This window comes from Streptomyces sp. NPDC001941, from assembly GCF_040296945.1.
GTDB lineage: Bacteria > Actinomycetota > Actinomycetes > Streptomycetales > Streptomycetaceae > Streptomyces.
This window is the reverse complement of record NZ_JBEOYE010000051.1, coordinates 56,591-68,893: the sequence shown is the minus strand read 5'-3', so window position 1 is coordinate 68,893 and position 12,303 is coordinate 56,591. Positions and strand designations below refer to the sequence as shown.

General features: G+C 73.0%; 9 protein-coding genes. 6 read left to right on the top strand and 3 right to left on the bottom strand.

What is annotated here, in order from left to right:
- Nucleotides 1-209: 209 nt before the first annotated feature.
- Complete coding sequence (locus tag ABT160_RS29310) at nt 210-1,724, bottom strand: MFS transporter (RefSeq protein WP_351650884.1); 1,515 nt, start codon at nt 1,722-1,724, stop codon at nt 210-212.
- A gap of 372 nt (nt 1,725-2,096) precedes the next feature.
- Between ABT160_RS29310 and ABT160_RS29305 the strand changes: the two genes are divergently transcribed.
- The 6 genes from ABT160_RS29305 (at nt 2,097) to ABT160_RS29280 (ending at nt 9,865) form a co-directional block, all read left to right on the top strand.
- Nucleotides 2,097-2,750 (top strand): TetR/AcrR family transcriptional regulator, encoded by a 654-nt coding sequence (locus tag ABT160_RS29305; RefSeq protein WP_351650883.1) that lies wholly within the window; start codon nt 2,097-2,099, stop codon nt 2,748-2,750.
- Between the two features lie 288 nt (nt 2,751-3,038).
- Nucleotides 3,039-3,560, top strand: coding sequence for a toxin-antitoxin system HicB family antitoxin (locus ABT160_RS29300; RefSeq protein ID WP_351650882.1), 522 nt, complete (start codon nt 3,039-3,041; stop codon nt 3,558-3,560).
- A gap of 187 nt (nt 3,561-3,747) precedes the next feature.
- Nucleotides 3,748-4,593, top strand: a complete 846-nt coding sequence (locus ABT160_RS29295) for a DUF4097 family beta strand repeat-containing protein (protein WP_351650881.1) — start codon at nt 3,748-3,750, stop codon at nt 4,591-4,593.
- Nucleotides 4,594-4,720: 127 nt separating this feature from the next.
- The gene (locus ABT160_RS29290; RefSeq protein WP_351650880.1) at nt 4,721-5,776 is read left to right on the top strand and encodes an ATP-binding cassette domain-containing protein; all 1,056 of its coding nucleotides are present in this window, start codon (nt 4,721-4,723) and stop codon (nt 5,774-5,776) included.
- Complete coding sequence (locus tag ABT160_RS29285; RefSeq protein ID WP_351650879.1) at nt 5,773-6,564, top strand: ABC transporter permease; 792 nt, start codon at nt 5,773-5,775, stop codon at nt 6,562-6,564. Before ABT160_RS29290 ends, ABT160_RS29285 begins: the two co-directional genes overlap by 4 nt.
- 100 nt (nt 6,565-6,664) lie before the next feature.
- Complete coding sequence (locus ABT160_RS29280; protein WP_502984322.1) at nt 6,665-9,865, top strand: AfsR/SARP family transcriptional regulator; 3,201 nt, start codon at nt 6,665-6,667, stop codon at nt 9,863-9,865.
- A 186-nt stretch (nt 9,866-10,051) separates the two neighbouring features.
- On the opposite strand, the gene ABT160_RS29275 is transcribed toward ABT160_RS29280, so the two are convergent.
- Nucleotides 10,052-10,945, bottom strand: a complete 894-nt coding sequence (locus tag ABT160_RS29275; protein ID WP_351650877.1) for a DUF4097 family beta strand repeat-containing protein — start codon at nt 10,943-10,945, stop codon at nt 10,052-10,054.
- Nucleotides 10,946-11,070: 125 nt separating this feature from the next.
- The gene (locus ABT160_RS29270; protein WP_351650876.1) at nt 11,071-12,000 is read right to left on the bottom strand and encodes a LuxR C-terminal-related transcriptional regulator; all 930 of its coding nucleotides are present in this window, start codon (nt 11,998-12,000) and stop codon (nt 11,071-11,073) included.
- Between the last annotated feature and the right edge of the window lie 303 nt (nt 12,001-12,303).

Genomic DNA, 12,303 nt, shown 5'->3' with positions numbered 1-12,303 from the left:
GCTGAGCCGGGGTTCGACCCGCCCCCCCCCCCCCCCCCTGCCCGCGTGGCTGGGGCGGGGGCCCCGGGGCGGGGAGACGGGGGCCCCCGTTCCCCGCGGTCTGCGCGCCGGGCGGGTTCTTCTTCCGCGACCCCCCCCCCGCCGACGCGACGGAAGCGATGGGTGAGACGGGCGTGATGGGGGGCTCGCGTGATGGGGGGAGGCTCGTGTCAGCCCTTCGCGCCCACCGCCGTCGGCGCGCCCGCGTCCTGACCGCCGCGCGCCGCCGCTGACGCCGGGCGCTGGCGCGGGATGAACGACGCGGCCAGGGCCGCGAGGAGGGCCGCCCCGGCGCCCACCGCCATCACCGTGCGGAAGCCGTTCTGCGACGGGAGCCGCACCGGGCCGAAGGCGATCGTCAGCTGGGCCAGGATCACGCCCGCGACCGCGCTCGACACCGACGTGCCGATCGCGCGCATCAGGGTGTTGAGGCTGTTCGCCGCGGCCGTCTCCGAGACCGGGACCGCGCCCATGACCAGGGCGGGCATCGAGCCGTACGCCAGGCCGACGCCCGCGCCGATGACGCAGGACACGAGCACCAGCTGCCAGACCTCCGCCATCAGGACGGTGTTGAGCAGGTACCCGCCCGCGACGATCAGCGCGCCGAGGATCAGGGTCACCTTCGGGCCGCTGGCGCGCGAGATGCGGGCCGACAGCGGGGCCGTCGCCATCATCACCAGCCCCTGCGGCGCCATCACCAGGCCGGACATCAGCAGGGACTTGCCCAGGCCGTAGCCCGTGGCGGTGGGCAGCTGCAGGAGCTGCGGCAGGACCAGCGCCATCGCGAACATCGAGAAGCCGAACGACGCCGACGCGAGGTTGGTGAACAGCACCTGGCGGCGCGCGGCCACCCGCAGGTCGACCAGCGCGTGCGGCGTACGGAGCTGGAACGCGCCCCAGACCAGCAGCACGGCCACCGCCGCCGCGAACAGGCCCAGGGTGGTCCCGCTGCCCCAGCCCCACGCCGCGCCCTTGGAGATCGCGAGCAGCAGGCAGACCAGCGCGGCCGAGAGACCGAGCGCGCCGACGACGTCGAAGCGCCCGCCCGTACGCACCTTGGACTCCGCCACCAGGGCGCTCACCAGGACGAGCGCCAGCGCGCCCGCGACCGCCGAGACCCAGAAGAGCACGTGCCAGTCGTAGTGGTCGGCTATCAGCGCGGCGGCCGGAAGGCCCAGCGCGCCGCCCACGCCCAGCGAGGCGCTCATCACCGCGGTCGCCGACGCGAGCTTCTCGGCGGGCAGTTCGTCGCGCATGATGCTGATCCCGAGCGGGATCACGCCCGCGGACAGGCCCTGCAGCGCCCGTCCGACGATCATCGGCGTCAGCGAGTCGGCCAGCGCGGCGACCACGGAACCGGCGGTCAGCATCACCAGGCTGACCAGGAGCATGCGGCGCTTGCCGTACATGTCGCCGAGGCGCCCGACGACGGGGGTGGCGACGGCGGAGGCCAGCAGGGTCGCCGTGACGGCCCAGGTGGCGTCGGACGCCGACGCGTGGAGCAGGTCGGGCAGTTGGGGCACCAGCGGGATGACCAGGGTCTGCATGAGCGAGACCACGATTCCGGCGAAGGCGAGGACCGCCACGACGGTGTTCGCCCGCGAGGCCTCGACCTGGTCGGTCGTGCCCGTACCGCCCGGTGCGGTCCCTCCGGCGTCGGCGGGCTGGGCTGGGGTGTCTGACATGGAACGGGTCCTCCGTGCTGGCGTGCTGGACAAGCGGCTGAGACCAGGACACACTTTTAAATAAAGCGATTGATTTAAATGTATGGTCCCGCGTCGCCCCCGGTCAAGGAAGGCCGGGGCGGGCGCGAGCGGGGCTCCAGGGGCCGGCCGCGGGGCCGGGCGCGGGCGGAGCTCACGGGTCGGCGGCGGGCCGGGCGGGGGTCGGGCGGGGGTCGGACGTGGGGCCGGGCGGGGGAGGGGTGTCGGACGCGGTGCGAGGCGCCTGGTCAGTAAGGTCGTACCCGCGAGCCCCACGGAACCGGTGGTGGACCTTGTACGGCGACGGAGACTGGCCGGAGCGAGGGAACGTGCAGTCTCCGAGCGGTGATGAACATGCGTGGTAAGAGCGTGCGCGAGGAGAAGGTCGAGGCGACCCGCGAGGCGATCCTCTCGGCGGCCGAACGGCTCTTCGCCGAACACGGCGTCTACAACGTCTCCAACCGGCAGATCAGCGAGGCTGCGGGACAGGGCAACACCGCCGCCGTGAACTACCACTTCGGCAACAAGACAGACCTCGTACGCGCCATCGCCCGCCGCCACACCGAACAGATCGAGGCCATCCGCCTGCGCCTGGTCGCCGAGGGCTCCCCCGAAGCGCGCGGCGAACTGCGCCACTGGGTCGCCTGCATGGTCCGCCCGCTCATCGAACACCTCGAAGCCCTCGGCAGCCCCACCTGGTACGCCCGCTTCAACGCCCAGGTGTCGGCGGACCCGGCGCTGTACGAGGCCATCGCCGCCGAGCCCGCCTCGACCCCGTCGCTGCGCGCCCTCGTCGAGGGCCTCACCACCTGCCTGCCGGACCTTCCGCCGGAAGTGCGTTCCGAGCGCGGCGTCATGGCGCGCCACTTGATCGTCCAGATGTGCGTCGAGCGCGAACGCGCCCTGGCCCACGGGATTCCGCACCCGGCGGCGACCTGGGACGACGTGGCGCGCGGGCTGGTCGACGCCATCACGGGGCTGTGGAGTGCGCCGGTCACGCGACGGTGAGGTGCGGTGCGTGGTGGTGAGTGGCGGTGCGTGATGCTGAGTGGCGTCTTTTGGTGTCGCCCGGCGCCATTGCGTGCCATGGAGAGCCGATCGGTGTCGGATGCCGCCCTGCGGCGCCGTGATGGCGCCGGGGTGGCGTCACCGTGGCCGCGTTCTGTGTCGCGGGGACTCGTTTGTGCGGCGTTCTGGGGAGCGTATGCCCAGGTCAGAAGCTTCTCGTGGCGGGTGTGCGCCATTCAGTGTCATTAAGGCTTGTGCGTGGCGCCAAGGTGGTGCCATGATGACGTCATGGACCTCACCCCGTACGTCGAGAACCTCCACCGCGAACTCGCCGTGGCCGCCGAGGCCGGCGGCGACGACGTCCGCGAGCTGGCGCAGCGGCTCACCGCTCCTCTGGAGTCGGCGACCCGGCTGGCCATGCTCCACGTGATTTCCGCCGCGATGGACGAGGTCACCCGTGAGCTCGCCCCGGGCTCGGTCGAGGTGCGGCTGCGGGGCCTCGACCCCGACTTCGTGGTGACGCCGCCGCCCACGGGCAGCGCCGCCGCCTCGGTCGAGCCGGCCGTCCACTACGAGGCCGTCAGGCCCCACCCCGCCGCGGACGGCGACGAGGGCGGTGTCGCCCGCGTCAACCTCCGGCTCCCCGCCCACCTGAAGGCCAGAGCCGAGGAGGCCGCGACCCGCGAGGGCCTCTCGGTCAACGCCTGGCTGGTGCGGGCGGTGTCGGACGCCGTCGACACCCCGCCCCGGCCGCGCGGCCCGGAGAAGGCGTACGCCGTGGGGCGCAGCGTCACCGGGTGGGCACGCTGACGGGCCGCCCGATCGACCAGGCCCGGCCGACGAGCCCGTCTCCATTGAACTGCCCGTAACTGTCCGGAACTGCCTCGAACTTCCCCGAACCGCCTCGGTTCGACTCCATCCACGCCACGTACGCCACGTCCCGCCGACGGGGCACTGCCAAGACCCTGACCGCCAAGACCCTGAGGACGCGATCACCATGACTTCCTTCGACACTCCCGCACCGATCTCCGTCAACGCCCACGTCGAGGCCGGCTCCATCCAGTTCGCCGCGAGCGACCGCGTCGACACGGTCGTCGAGGTCCGCCCCCGCGAGGCCAAGAAGGAGATGGACCAGAAGACGGCCGACCAGACCGAGGTGACCTACTCGTCCGGCGTCCTGGTCGTCCGTACTCCCAAGTCCAGCCTCTTCGGCCGTACGGGAGTCGTGGACATCACCGTCGAACTGCCCGCGAACTCGCGCATCGACCTCAGCGGAGCCTGGGCCCAGGTGCTCGGGCAGGGACAGCTCGGCGAGGTGCGGGTGAAGACCTCGTCCGGCGACGTGCGGCTGGACGCGACGGGCCCGCTGCGGGTCACCGCCTCGCACGGTTCCATCGTGGTGGACCGGGTCGAGGGCGGCGCCGACATCAGCACGAGCTCCGGCAGCGTGCGGGTCGGCTTCCTCGACGGACCCGCCGTCCTGAAGAACTCGCACGGCACCACCACCGTCGGCGTCGCCAGGGGCGGCGAACTGCGGGTGAACGGCGCCCACGGGGAGATCGACATCCACCGGGCCGAGGACTCGGTCACCGCCACCACGGCCCACGGGGGGCTGCGGGTCGGCGAAGTGGTCCGCGGCAACGTGCAGTTGGAGACGAACTCCGGGGCCATCGAGGTCGGTATCGGGCACGGCTCGGCCGCCTGGCTCGACGTGAGCTCCAACCACGGCCAGGTCAGGAACCTGCTGGAGCCCTCTGACGCGCCGGCCGAGGCCGAGGACGCCGTCCAGGTCCGCGCACGCACCCGCCACGGCAACATCGACATCATCCGCGCCAAGAGCTGACCGGGGAGCCGGGGCCCGGAGTGCGCCAGCGGCCCTGACCCGCACCAACCGAGTGCCTCGCCTCTCTTCCCGTTCCTCTCCTGTTCCTGCCTTCCTTTCCTTCCTCAGTCTTCGATCGGAGGCCCCCATGCCTTCCTCTGTCATGTCCACGCCTATCCGCGATGCTGGTCCCCAGCCGCCCTCCATCGCCATCTCCGCCGACGGCCTGCGCAAGTCGTACGGGGACAAGGCCGTCCTCGACGGCATCGACCTCAGCATCCCGACCGGGTCCGTCTTCGCCCTGCTCGGGCCCAACGGGGCCGGCAAGACCACCACGGTGAAGATCCTCTCCACGCTGCTCGGGGCCGATGGCGGCCGCGCCGTCGTCGCCGGTCACGACGTCGCCGGGGAGGCCCAGGCCGTACGGGCCGCGATCGGGGTCACCGGTCAGTTCTCGGCCGTCGACGGGCTCATCACCGGTGAGGAGAACATGCGCCTCATGGCCGACCTGCACCACCTCTCCAAGCGCGAGGGGCGGCGGGTCACCGCCGAACTCCTGCGGCGCTTCGACCTGGAGGAGGCCGCGAAGAAGCCCGCGTCGACCTACTCCGGCGGCATGCGGCGCCGCCTCGACATCGCGATGACCCTGGTGGGCGGCCCGAGGATCATCTTCCTCGACGAGCCCACCACTGGGCTCGACCCCCGCAGCCGCCACAACATGTGGCAGATCATCCGTGAGCTCGTCGCCGACGGCGTCACCGTGTTCCTCACCACGCAGTACCTGGAGGAGGCCGACGAACTCGCCGACCGCATAGCGGTGTTGAACGACGGGAAGATCGCCGCGGAGGGCACCGCCGAGGAGCTGAAGCGGATCGTTCCGGGCGGGCACGTGAAGCTGCGCTTCTCCGACCCCTCCGCCTACCGGTCGGCCGTCACGGCCCTCGACGAGGTGGTACGGGACGACGAGTCCCTGTCGCTGACCCTGCCCAGCGACGGCAGCCAGCGGGCGCTGCGTTCCGTACTCGACCGGCTGGACGCCGCGGGGATCGAGGCGGACGAACTCACCGTGCACACACCCGACCTGGACGACGTCTTCTTCGCCCTCACCGGCAGCGGCAAGCCCGGTCAGGCCGAGCGGTCCACCCATCCCGACCATCCCGAGCAGTCCGACCAGAACGACCAGCCGAAGGAGGCTGTCCGATGAGTTCCCTCTCCCTCGCCGTCCGCGACTCTTCCACGATGCTGCGCCGCAACCTCCTGCACGCCCGGCGCTACCCCTCGCTCACGCTGAACCTCCTGCTGACGCCGATCATGCTGTTGCTCCTCTTCGTCTACGTCTTCGGCGACGTGATGAGCGCGGGCATGGGCGCGGGCGGCGCGGACCGTGCCGCGTACATCGCCTACCTGGTGCCCGGGCTGCTCCTGATGACCGTCGGCAGCACCACCATCGGTACCGCGGTCTCCGTCTCCAACGACATGACCGAGGGCATCATCGCCCGCTTCCGCACCATGGCGATCCACCGCGGGTCCGTGCTCATCGGACACGTCGTCGGCAGCGTGCTCCAAGCGGTCCTCAGCGTGCTCCTGGTTGGTGCCGTCGGGGTGGCCATCGGCTTCCGCTCGACGGACGCCACGCCCCTGGAATGGCTCGCGGCCTTCGGGCTGCTCACGCTGTTCGCCCTGGCGCTGACCTGGATCGCCGTCGGGATGGGCATGGTCAGCCCGAGTGCCGAGGCGGCCAGCAACAACGCCATGCCGCTGATCTTCCTTCCGCTGATATCCAGCGCGTTCGTCCCGGTCGACGCGATGCCGGGCTGGTTCCAGCCGATCGCCCAGTACCAGCCCTTCACACCGGCCATCGAGACCCTGCGCGGGCTGCTCCTCGGCACGGAGATCGGGGACAACTGGTGGATCACGCTGCTCTGGTGCGTGGGGCTGGCCGTCCTGGGCTACCGCTGGTCGAAGTCGGTCTTCAACCGCGACGCGGCCTGACACCCGCCCGCCTGATCACGGAAACCGGAGGCGATCACGAATGCGTCACCAGCCAGACCACCGGGGTCCCCTTTCCGGCCGGTGCGGCAAGATGAGCGCCGTGCGCATAGCGATGTTGGGGTCATTCGAGGTCCGTACCGGCGACGGCGACGAAGTCGAGGTTCCCGGGGCGCGGTTGCGCGGGCTGCTTGCGGCCCTCGCGTTCGAGCCCGGGCGGATCGTCCAGCGGGCCACCCTCGTCGACTGGATCTGGGGCGAGCAGCCGCCCGCCGACGCGGTCAACGCCCTCCAGGTGCTGGTCTCCCGGCTGCGTCGGGTGCTGCCCGCCGGGTCCGTGGAGGCGCAGGCCGGTGGGTACCGGCTGATCGTCGGGCCCGAGGACGTGGACGTCAGCCGGTTCGAGGCACTGGTCGCCCGGGCCCGTGACGCCGAGGACCACCTGCGCGCCGATCTGCTGCGCTCCGCGCTCGAGTTGTGGCGCGGAAGCGCCCTGGACGGCATCGCGCTCCAGGGCAACGAGGCGTTCGACCTCGCGGTCTCCGGACTCGCCGAGCGGCAGCTCGCCGTGCTCGGCGACCGGGTGGACGCCGAGATCCGGCTCGGCCGGGGCGCCGACCTCGTCAGTGAGCTCACCGAACTGGTCGCCAAGTACCCGTTGCGCGAAGGGTTCGTGGCCGCGCTGATGCGGGCCCTCGCCGCGGCGGGGCGGGGCGCCGAAGCGCTCACCGTGTACCAGCAGTTGCGCGAGCGCCTCGCCGACGAGCTGGGCGTGGACCCGTCCGCCGAGATCTCCGCCCTGCACACCGCGCTGTTGCGCGGTGACCTGGGCGGACGTACCGAGAACCGGCGCACCAACCTGCGCGCCGAACTCACTACCTTCGTCGACGGTAACGGCGGGAACGGCGGGAACGGCGGGTACGGCGAGAACGGAAAGACCGGCGGGGGCGGCGGTGGCGACGTCGTCTCCGCCGTCGCCGGGCTCGCTTCCCTGCACCGGTTGGTGACCCTCACCGGCCCCGGCGGGTCCGGCAAGACCCGGCTCGCCCGCGAGACCGCGCGCGCCATGCTCGGCGACCTGCCGGACGGCGCGTGGCTGGTCGAGCTGGCGCCCCTGCGCGCGGGCGACGAGCTCGCCCAGGCCGTCCTCACCGCGATCGGCCTGCGCGACCAGTCCCTGCACGGCGGCGCGGGCGGCGGCGACCCGGCCGACCGGCTCGTCGAGGCGGTGCGCGAGCGCGCGATGGTCCTCGTCCTGGACAACTGCGAGCACATGATCGACGCCGTGTCGGAGTTCACCGACCGGCTGCTCGGCGAGTGCCGCGGCCTGCGCGTCATCGCCACCAGCCGCGAACCGCTCGGCATCACCGGGGAAGCGCTGTGGCAGGTCGCCCCGCTGGCACTGCCGGGACCTGGCGCGGACCCGGCCGACGCACCCGCCGTGCGGCTGCTGCGCGACCGGGCGGACGCGGTGCGGCGCAACATCGGCACCGACGAGCGGACCCTGGCCACGATGGCCCGCGTCTGCCGGGCCCTGGACGGCATGCCGCTGGCCATCGAGCTGGCCGCCGCCCGGCTGCGCACCATGTCCGTCGACCAGCTCGCCGACCGCCTCGACGACCGCTTCCGGCTGCTCACCGGCGGCAGCCGCACCGCCCTCGCCCACCACCAGACGCTGCGCGCCGTCGTGGACTGGAGCTGGGACCTGCTCAGCGACGAGGAGCGTGACGTGCTGCGCAGGCTCTCGGTGTTCGCCGGGGGCGCCGCCCTGGAGGCCGCCGAGCAGGTGTGCGCCGACAGCGGGGGGTACGTCCTCGACCTGCTGACGGCCCTCACCGAGAAGTCGCTGCTGGTCGCCGACGGCGAGGGGGCGCCGCGCTACCGGATGCTCAACACCATCAGGGAGTACGCGTACCAGCGCCTCGTCGAGGCCGGGGAGGCCGAGGCGGCGCGCCGGGCCCACCTCGCGTACTTCACGGGCCTCGCCGAGACCGCCGAGCCGCACCTGCGCCGCCCCGAGCAGCTGGAGTGGCTGGAGGCGCTGGACGCCGAGAACGACAACATCCGCGCCGCCCTGCGCGGCGCGATCGCCGGGAAGCGGTCCCGGGAGGCGCTGCGGCTGGTGGCGGCGCTCGGCTGGTACTGGTTCCTCAGCGGCCAGAAAGCCGAGGGCACCCAACTCGCCCTCGCCGCGGCCCAGCTGGAGGGGAGCGAGGCGGACGGGGGCGACGGGGAGGGCGCGGTGGACGGGCCGACGCGGGCCCTGGCGTACGCCTTCGTCACCCTCCTGGTGACCTCCGGCTTCGGCACGCCGGAGCAGGCGCGCGAGTGGATACTCAAGACCCACGAGCTGCCCGGTGACCACCACCCGGTCCTCCGCCTGGTCCGCCCCCTGGAGCGGATGCCGCACGGACCGGAGGAGTTCCTCGCGGCGTACGAGGCGCTGCGCACCGACGACGACCCGTGGGTGCGCGCGCAGGCCCGGCTCAACGCGAGCCGCTTCCAGCTGGCCCTCGGCCTGGACGAGGCCGGGGCGGAGGCGGGCATGGCGGAGGCGCTGAAGGAGTTCCGTGCGATCGGGGAGCGGTGGGGGACCTCGTTCGCGCTGACCACGCTGGCCGAACGGCTCGCACTGCGCGGCGAGTTCGCGCCCGCCTGCGCGCACCTGGAGCAAGCGGCCGCCGCGCTGACCGAGGTGGGAGCGACGGAGGACGTCGTCGGCGTACGGGCCCGGCAGGCGCAGCTGTCCTGGCTGCTCGGCGACGGCCCGGCCTCGGAGGTCGCGCTGGCGGAGGCCCGCCGGGGCGCGGACCGGGTCGCCTGGCCGGACGGCCTGGCCCAGCTGGCGGTCGCGGAGGCCCAGCTGGCGTACTGGCGGGGCAGGACGGACGAGGCGTACGAGCAACTCAATACGGCCGCGGCCCAGTTCGGCGACGAGGGCGGCGGCAGCCAGTGCCTGGTCCTCGACCTGTACGGGTACCTGGCCGAGGACCTGGACCGGTCCCGCGCGCACCGCGCGGAGGCTCTGGCCGCGGCGGTACGGATGGCACACCGGCCGTGGATCGCCCAGGTCCTCGTCGGGGTCGCGGACCTGGCCCTGCGCCAGGACCGGGCGGAGCAGGCCGCGCGGCTGCTCGCGGCGGCCGACGCGCTGCGGGGCGGCCCGGACCGGTCGCTGCCGGACGCTGGCCGGATCGCGCGGGAGGCGCGCGAACGCCTCGGCGACGAGGCGTTCACCGAGGCGGCCCGCGAGGGGCGGGAGGAGGACTGGCAGGAGCTGGCGGGGGCGGTGCTCAAGGGCTGAGCGGTGGGGCGTGGTGGCGGGGTGGATGCGCTGCGCGTGCGGCGAGCCCCGGAGACGTACCCCTCAAGGCCCCGGAGTCGTACCCCTCAGGCGCGCCGCGCAGCCCCGCCCTGACACCCCGCTGCCCCGCACCACCCCGGCGCCCCGCCCCACCCACCACACCGCCCCGGTAGTACGACCCGCACCTCACGCCCGGTGCACCGTGATGTCGCCGCCGTTGCTGCGGGCGCGCACCTGGACCGTGCGGTCGGAGCGCTCCGGGGCGCCGACGGCCTCCAGGTGGTTGCGCACCCGGCCGATCGAGGTGCGGGCGTCCAGCTTCACGGCGGTGCCGCGCGGGATGCCGACGGCCAGTTCACCGACCGCGGTGGACAGGTCGGCGGCCCCGCCGCCGAGCTCGCCGATGCGGATGTGGCCGTGCGCCGTCCTGGCGTCGACCTGGGCGCGGGCCACGTCGACGGTGATGTCGCCGCCGTTCGCCTTCGCCCTGAGGTACCCGGCCGCCTCGCCGACCCAGCTGTCGCCGCCGGTGTTCTTCACGACCGCGCCGCCGTCGACGCGCCGGATGCGGATGTCGCCGCTGCCGCTGACGTCGGCGTCCCCGGTCACGTGGTGCACGACGACCCGGCCGCCGCTGGTCCGCAGCCGCACGCCCGAGGCCTGCTGGACGCGGATGTCGCCGATGGCGGTCATCAGGCGGCACGCGCCGACCGCGCCCTCGACGACGAACTCGCCCTCGGCGGTGTCGCCGCGCACGTCCGAGCCGGTCGGCAGCTCCACGAGGACGCGCACGGAGCCGTACCGCTTGGTGAACGCGCCGTGCAGCTTGGCCTGCCGCACCTTGAGCCGGCCGTCGGCGAAGTCGACCCGGACGTGTCCCGCGGCCTCGACGTCGAGCTCTCGGCCCGGGTCGACCGGGCGGACCTCGACCACGGTGTCGGCGCGGTCCGTGGCGACGAAGCGGATGTCGCCGAAGGCGATCTCGACGGTGGCGGCGATCGGGGCGGGGGTGGCGAACGTGGTCATGGCGGGTGCCTCCAGGGCGGCGGGCTCGGTGTCGTGGCGCTTCGTTGCACTCACGGTCGCCCGCCGTCCTGTCACGGCGAGGTCGTCGTCCTGTCACGGCCCCTTTCGCGCCGTCACGGCCTGCGGCGCGCGCGTGGAGCGGGGGTGCGGGGCGGGGCGGCGCGGACGGCCCCGGGAGGTCAGAGCCAGCCGTGCTCGCGGGCCAGGACGGCCGCCTGGAAGCGGTTCGTGGCGCCGAGCCGGGTCATCAGGACCGCGACGTGCTTGCGGTACGTACGGACCGAGATGCCCAGGTCGCGGGCGCCGCTCTCGTCCTTGTCCGCCGTGTACAGGGTCTGGAGGATCTTGCGTTCGATCTCGCTGGGCAGCGCGCTGTCCGGGGCCGGCAGCTGCTTGGCGGCCCCCCACATGCGCTCGAAGAGGGCGACCAGGGTGGACACCAGGCCGGGTTCGCGGGTGAGCAGGGCGCCCTTGGAGGTGTCGGCCGAGTCCATCGGGGTCAGCGCCGCCGTGCGGTCACAGATGATCATGCGTTCGAGGGGCTGGTACGAGATCCGGATCTCGGCGCCCATGGCGGACAGCTCCCGCAGGTAGCCCAGGGTCGTCGGGTCGTCCAGGGCGGGGGAGGCCATCAGGGTGCGCATGCGCACGCCGCGGCGCAGCACCCGGAAGTCCAGGGGGCGCGAGAAGGCGACCGACTCGGGGGTGAGCAGGCCGGTGGGGTTGGTGGTGAGGTTCTCCGTGCGGGTGAAGAAGGTGAGCTCGTCGATGACGGCCCGTACCGCCTCCATGCCCACGATCTGCTGGACGGCGGGGGCGTCGGCGGTGACGGTGCGGATCGTGGCGGCTTCCCGCTCCTTCAGGAGCGAGTCGACGATGCCGTCGTTCTGGACGGCCTGCTCCAGCTGCTCGCGCAGGCGCGCGAGCTGGTTCTCTATGAGGCCCTCCACGGCGCGCGCGGGCGCCACCGGGTGCAGGACGCCGGACGGGGTGCGGGTGGCGAGGCCCAGGGTGGTGAGCCGGGCGCTGAGGACGTCCTCGTCGTCGTCCCCCGCACCCGCTCCCCGGCGCAGCAGCCGGCGGTAGCCGGCCTCCTCGTCTCTGTTCACACCCAGGAACTCAAGGCTTGGTGTGGCCACAGTTCTCCCCTGTACGCGTGGCGCACCTTTCGAGTGCGTGTCGAGTGCGTGCCGAGTGTTGGCACGGGGTGACTCTAAGCGCTGGTCGAGCGTGCAGGAAGCGGCAGCCGAGTCACGCAACATGCTGCACATGCTGCGCCTCCTGCGAGGGCCTCCGCCCAGGCAGAGTTGTCCTTGCAAGCAAGCGGCACCGCAGAGAAGGACGAGCGGTGCGGCAGGGGAAGCACCACCACCGAGCACCACCTCTCATCCGTCACACAGGGGGACTTCATC

Excerpts from the sequence above, each read along its gene's own strand:
- ABT160_RS29305 (WP_351650883.1), top strand. The coding sequence starts at position 2,097 with ATGCGTGGTAAGAGCGTGCGCGAGGAGAAGGTCGAGGCGACCCGCGAG.
- ABT160_RS29290 (WP_351650880.1), top strand. The coding sequence starts at position 4,721 with ATGCCTTCCTCTGTCATGTCCACGCCTATCCGCGATGCTGGTCCCCAG.
- ABT160_RS29300 (WP_351650882.1), top strand. The coding sequence starts at position 3,039 with ATGGACCTCACCCCGTACGTCGAGAACCTCCACCGCGAACTCGCCGTG.
- ABT160_RS29310 (WP_351650884.1), bottom strand. The coding sequence starts at position 1,724 with ATGTCAGACACCCCAGCCCAGCCCGCCGACGCCGGAGGGACCGCACCG.
- ABT160_RS29285 (WP_351650879.1), top strand. The coding sequence starts at position 5,773 with ATGAGTTCCCTCTCCCTCGCCGTCCGCGACTCTTCCACGATGCTGCGC.
- ABT160_RS29295 (WP_351650881.1), top strand. The coding sequence starts at position 3,748 with ATGACTTCCTTCGACACTCCCGCACCGATCTCCGTCAACGCCCACGTC.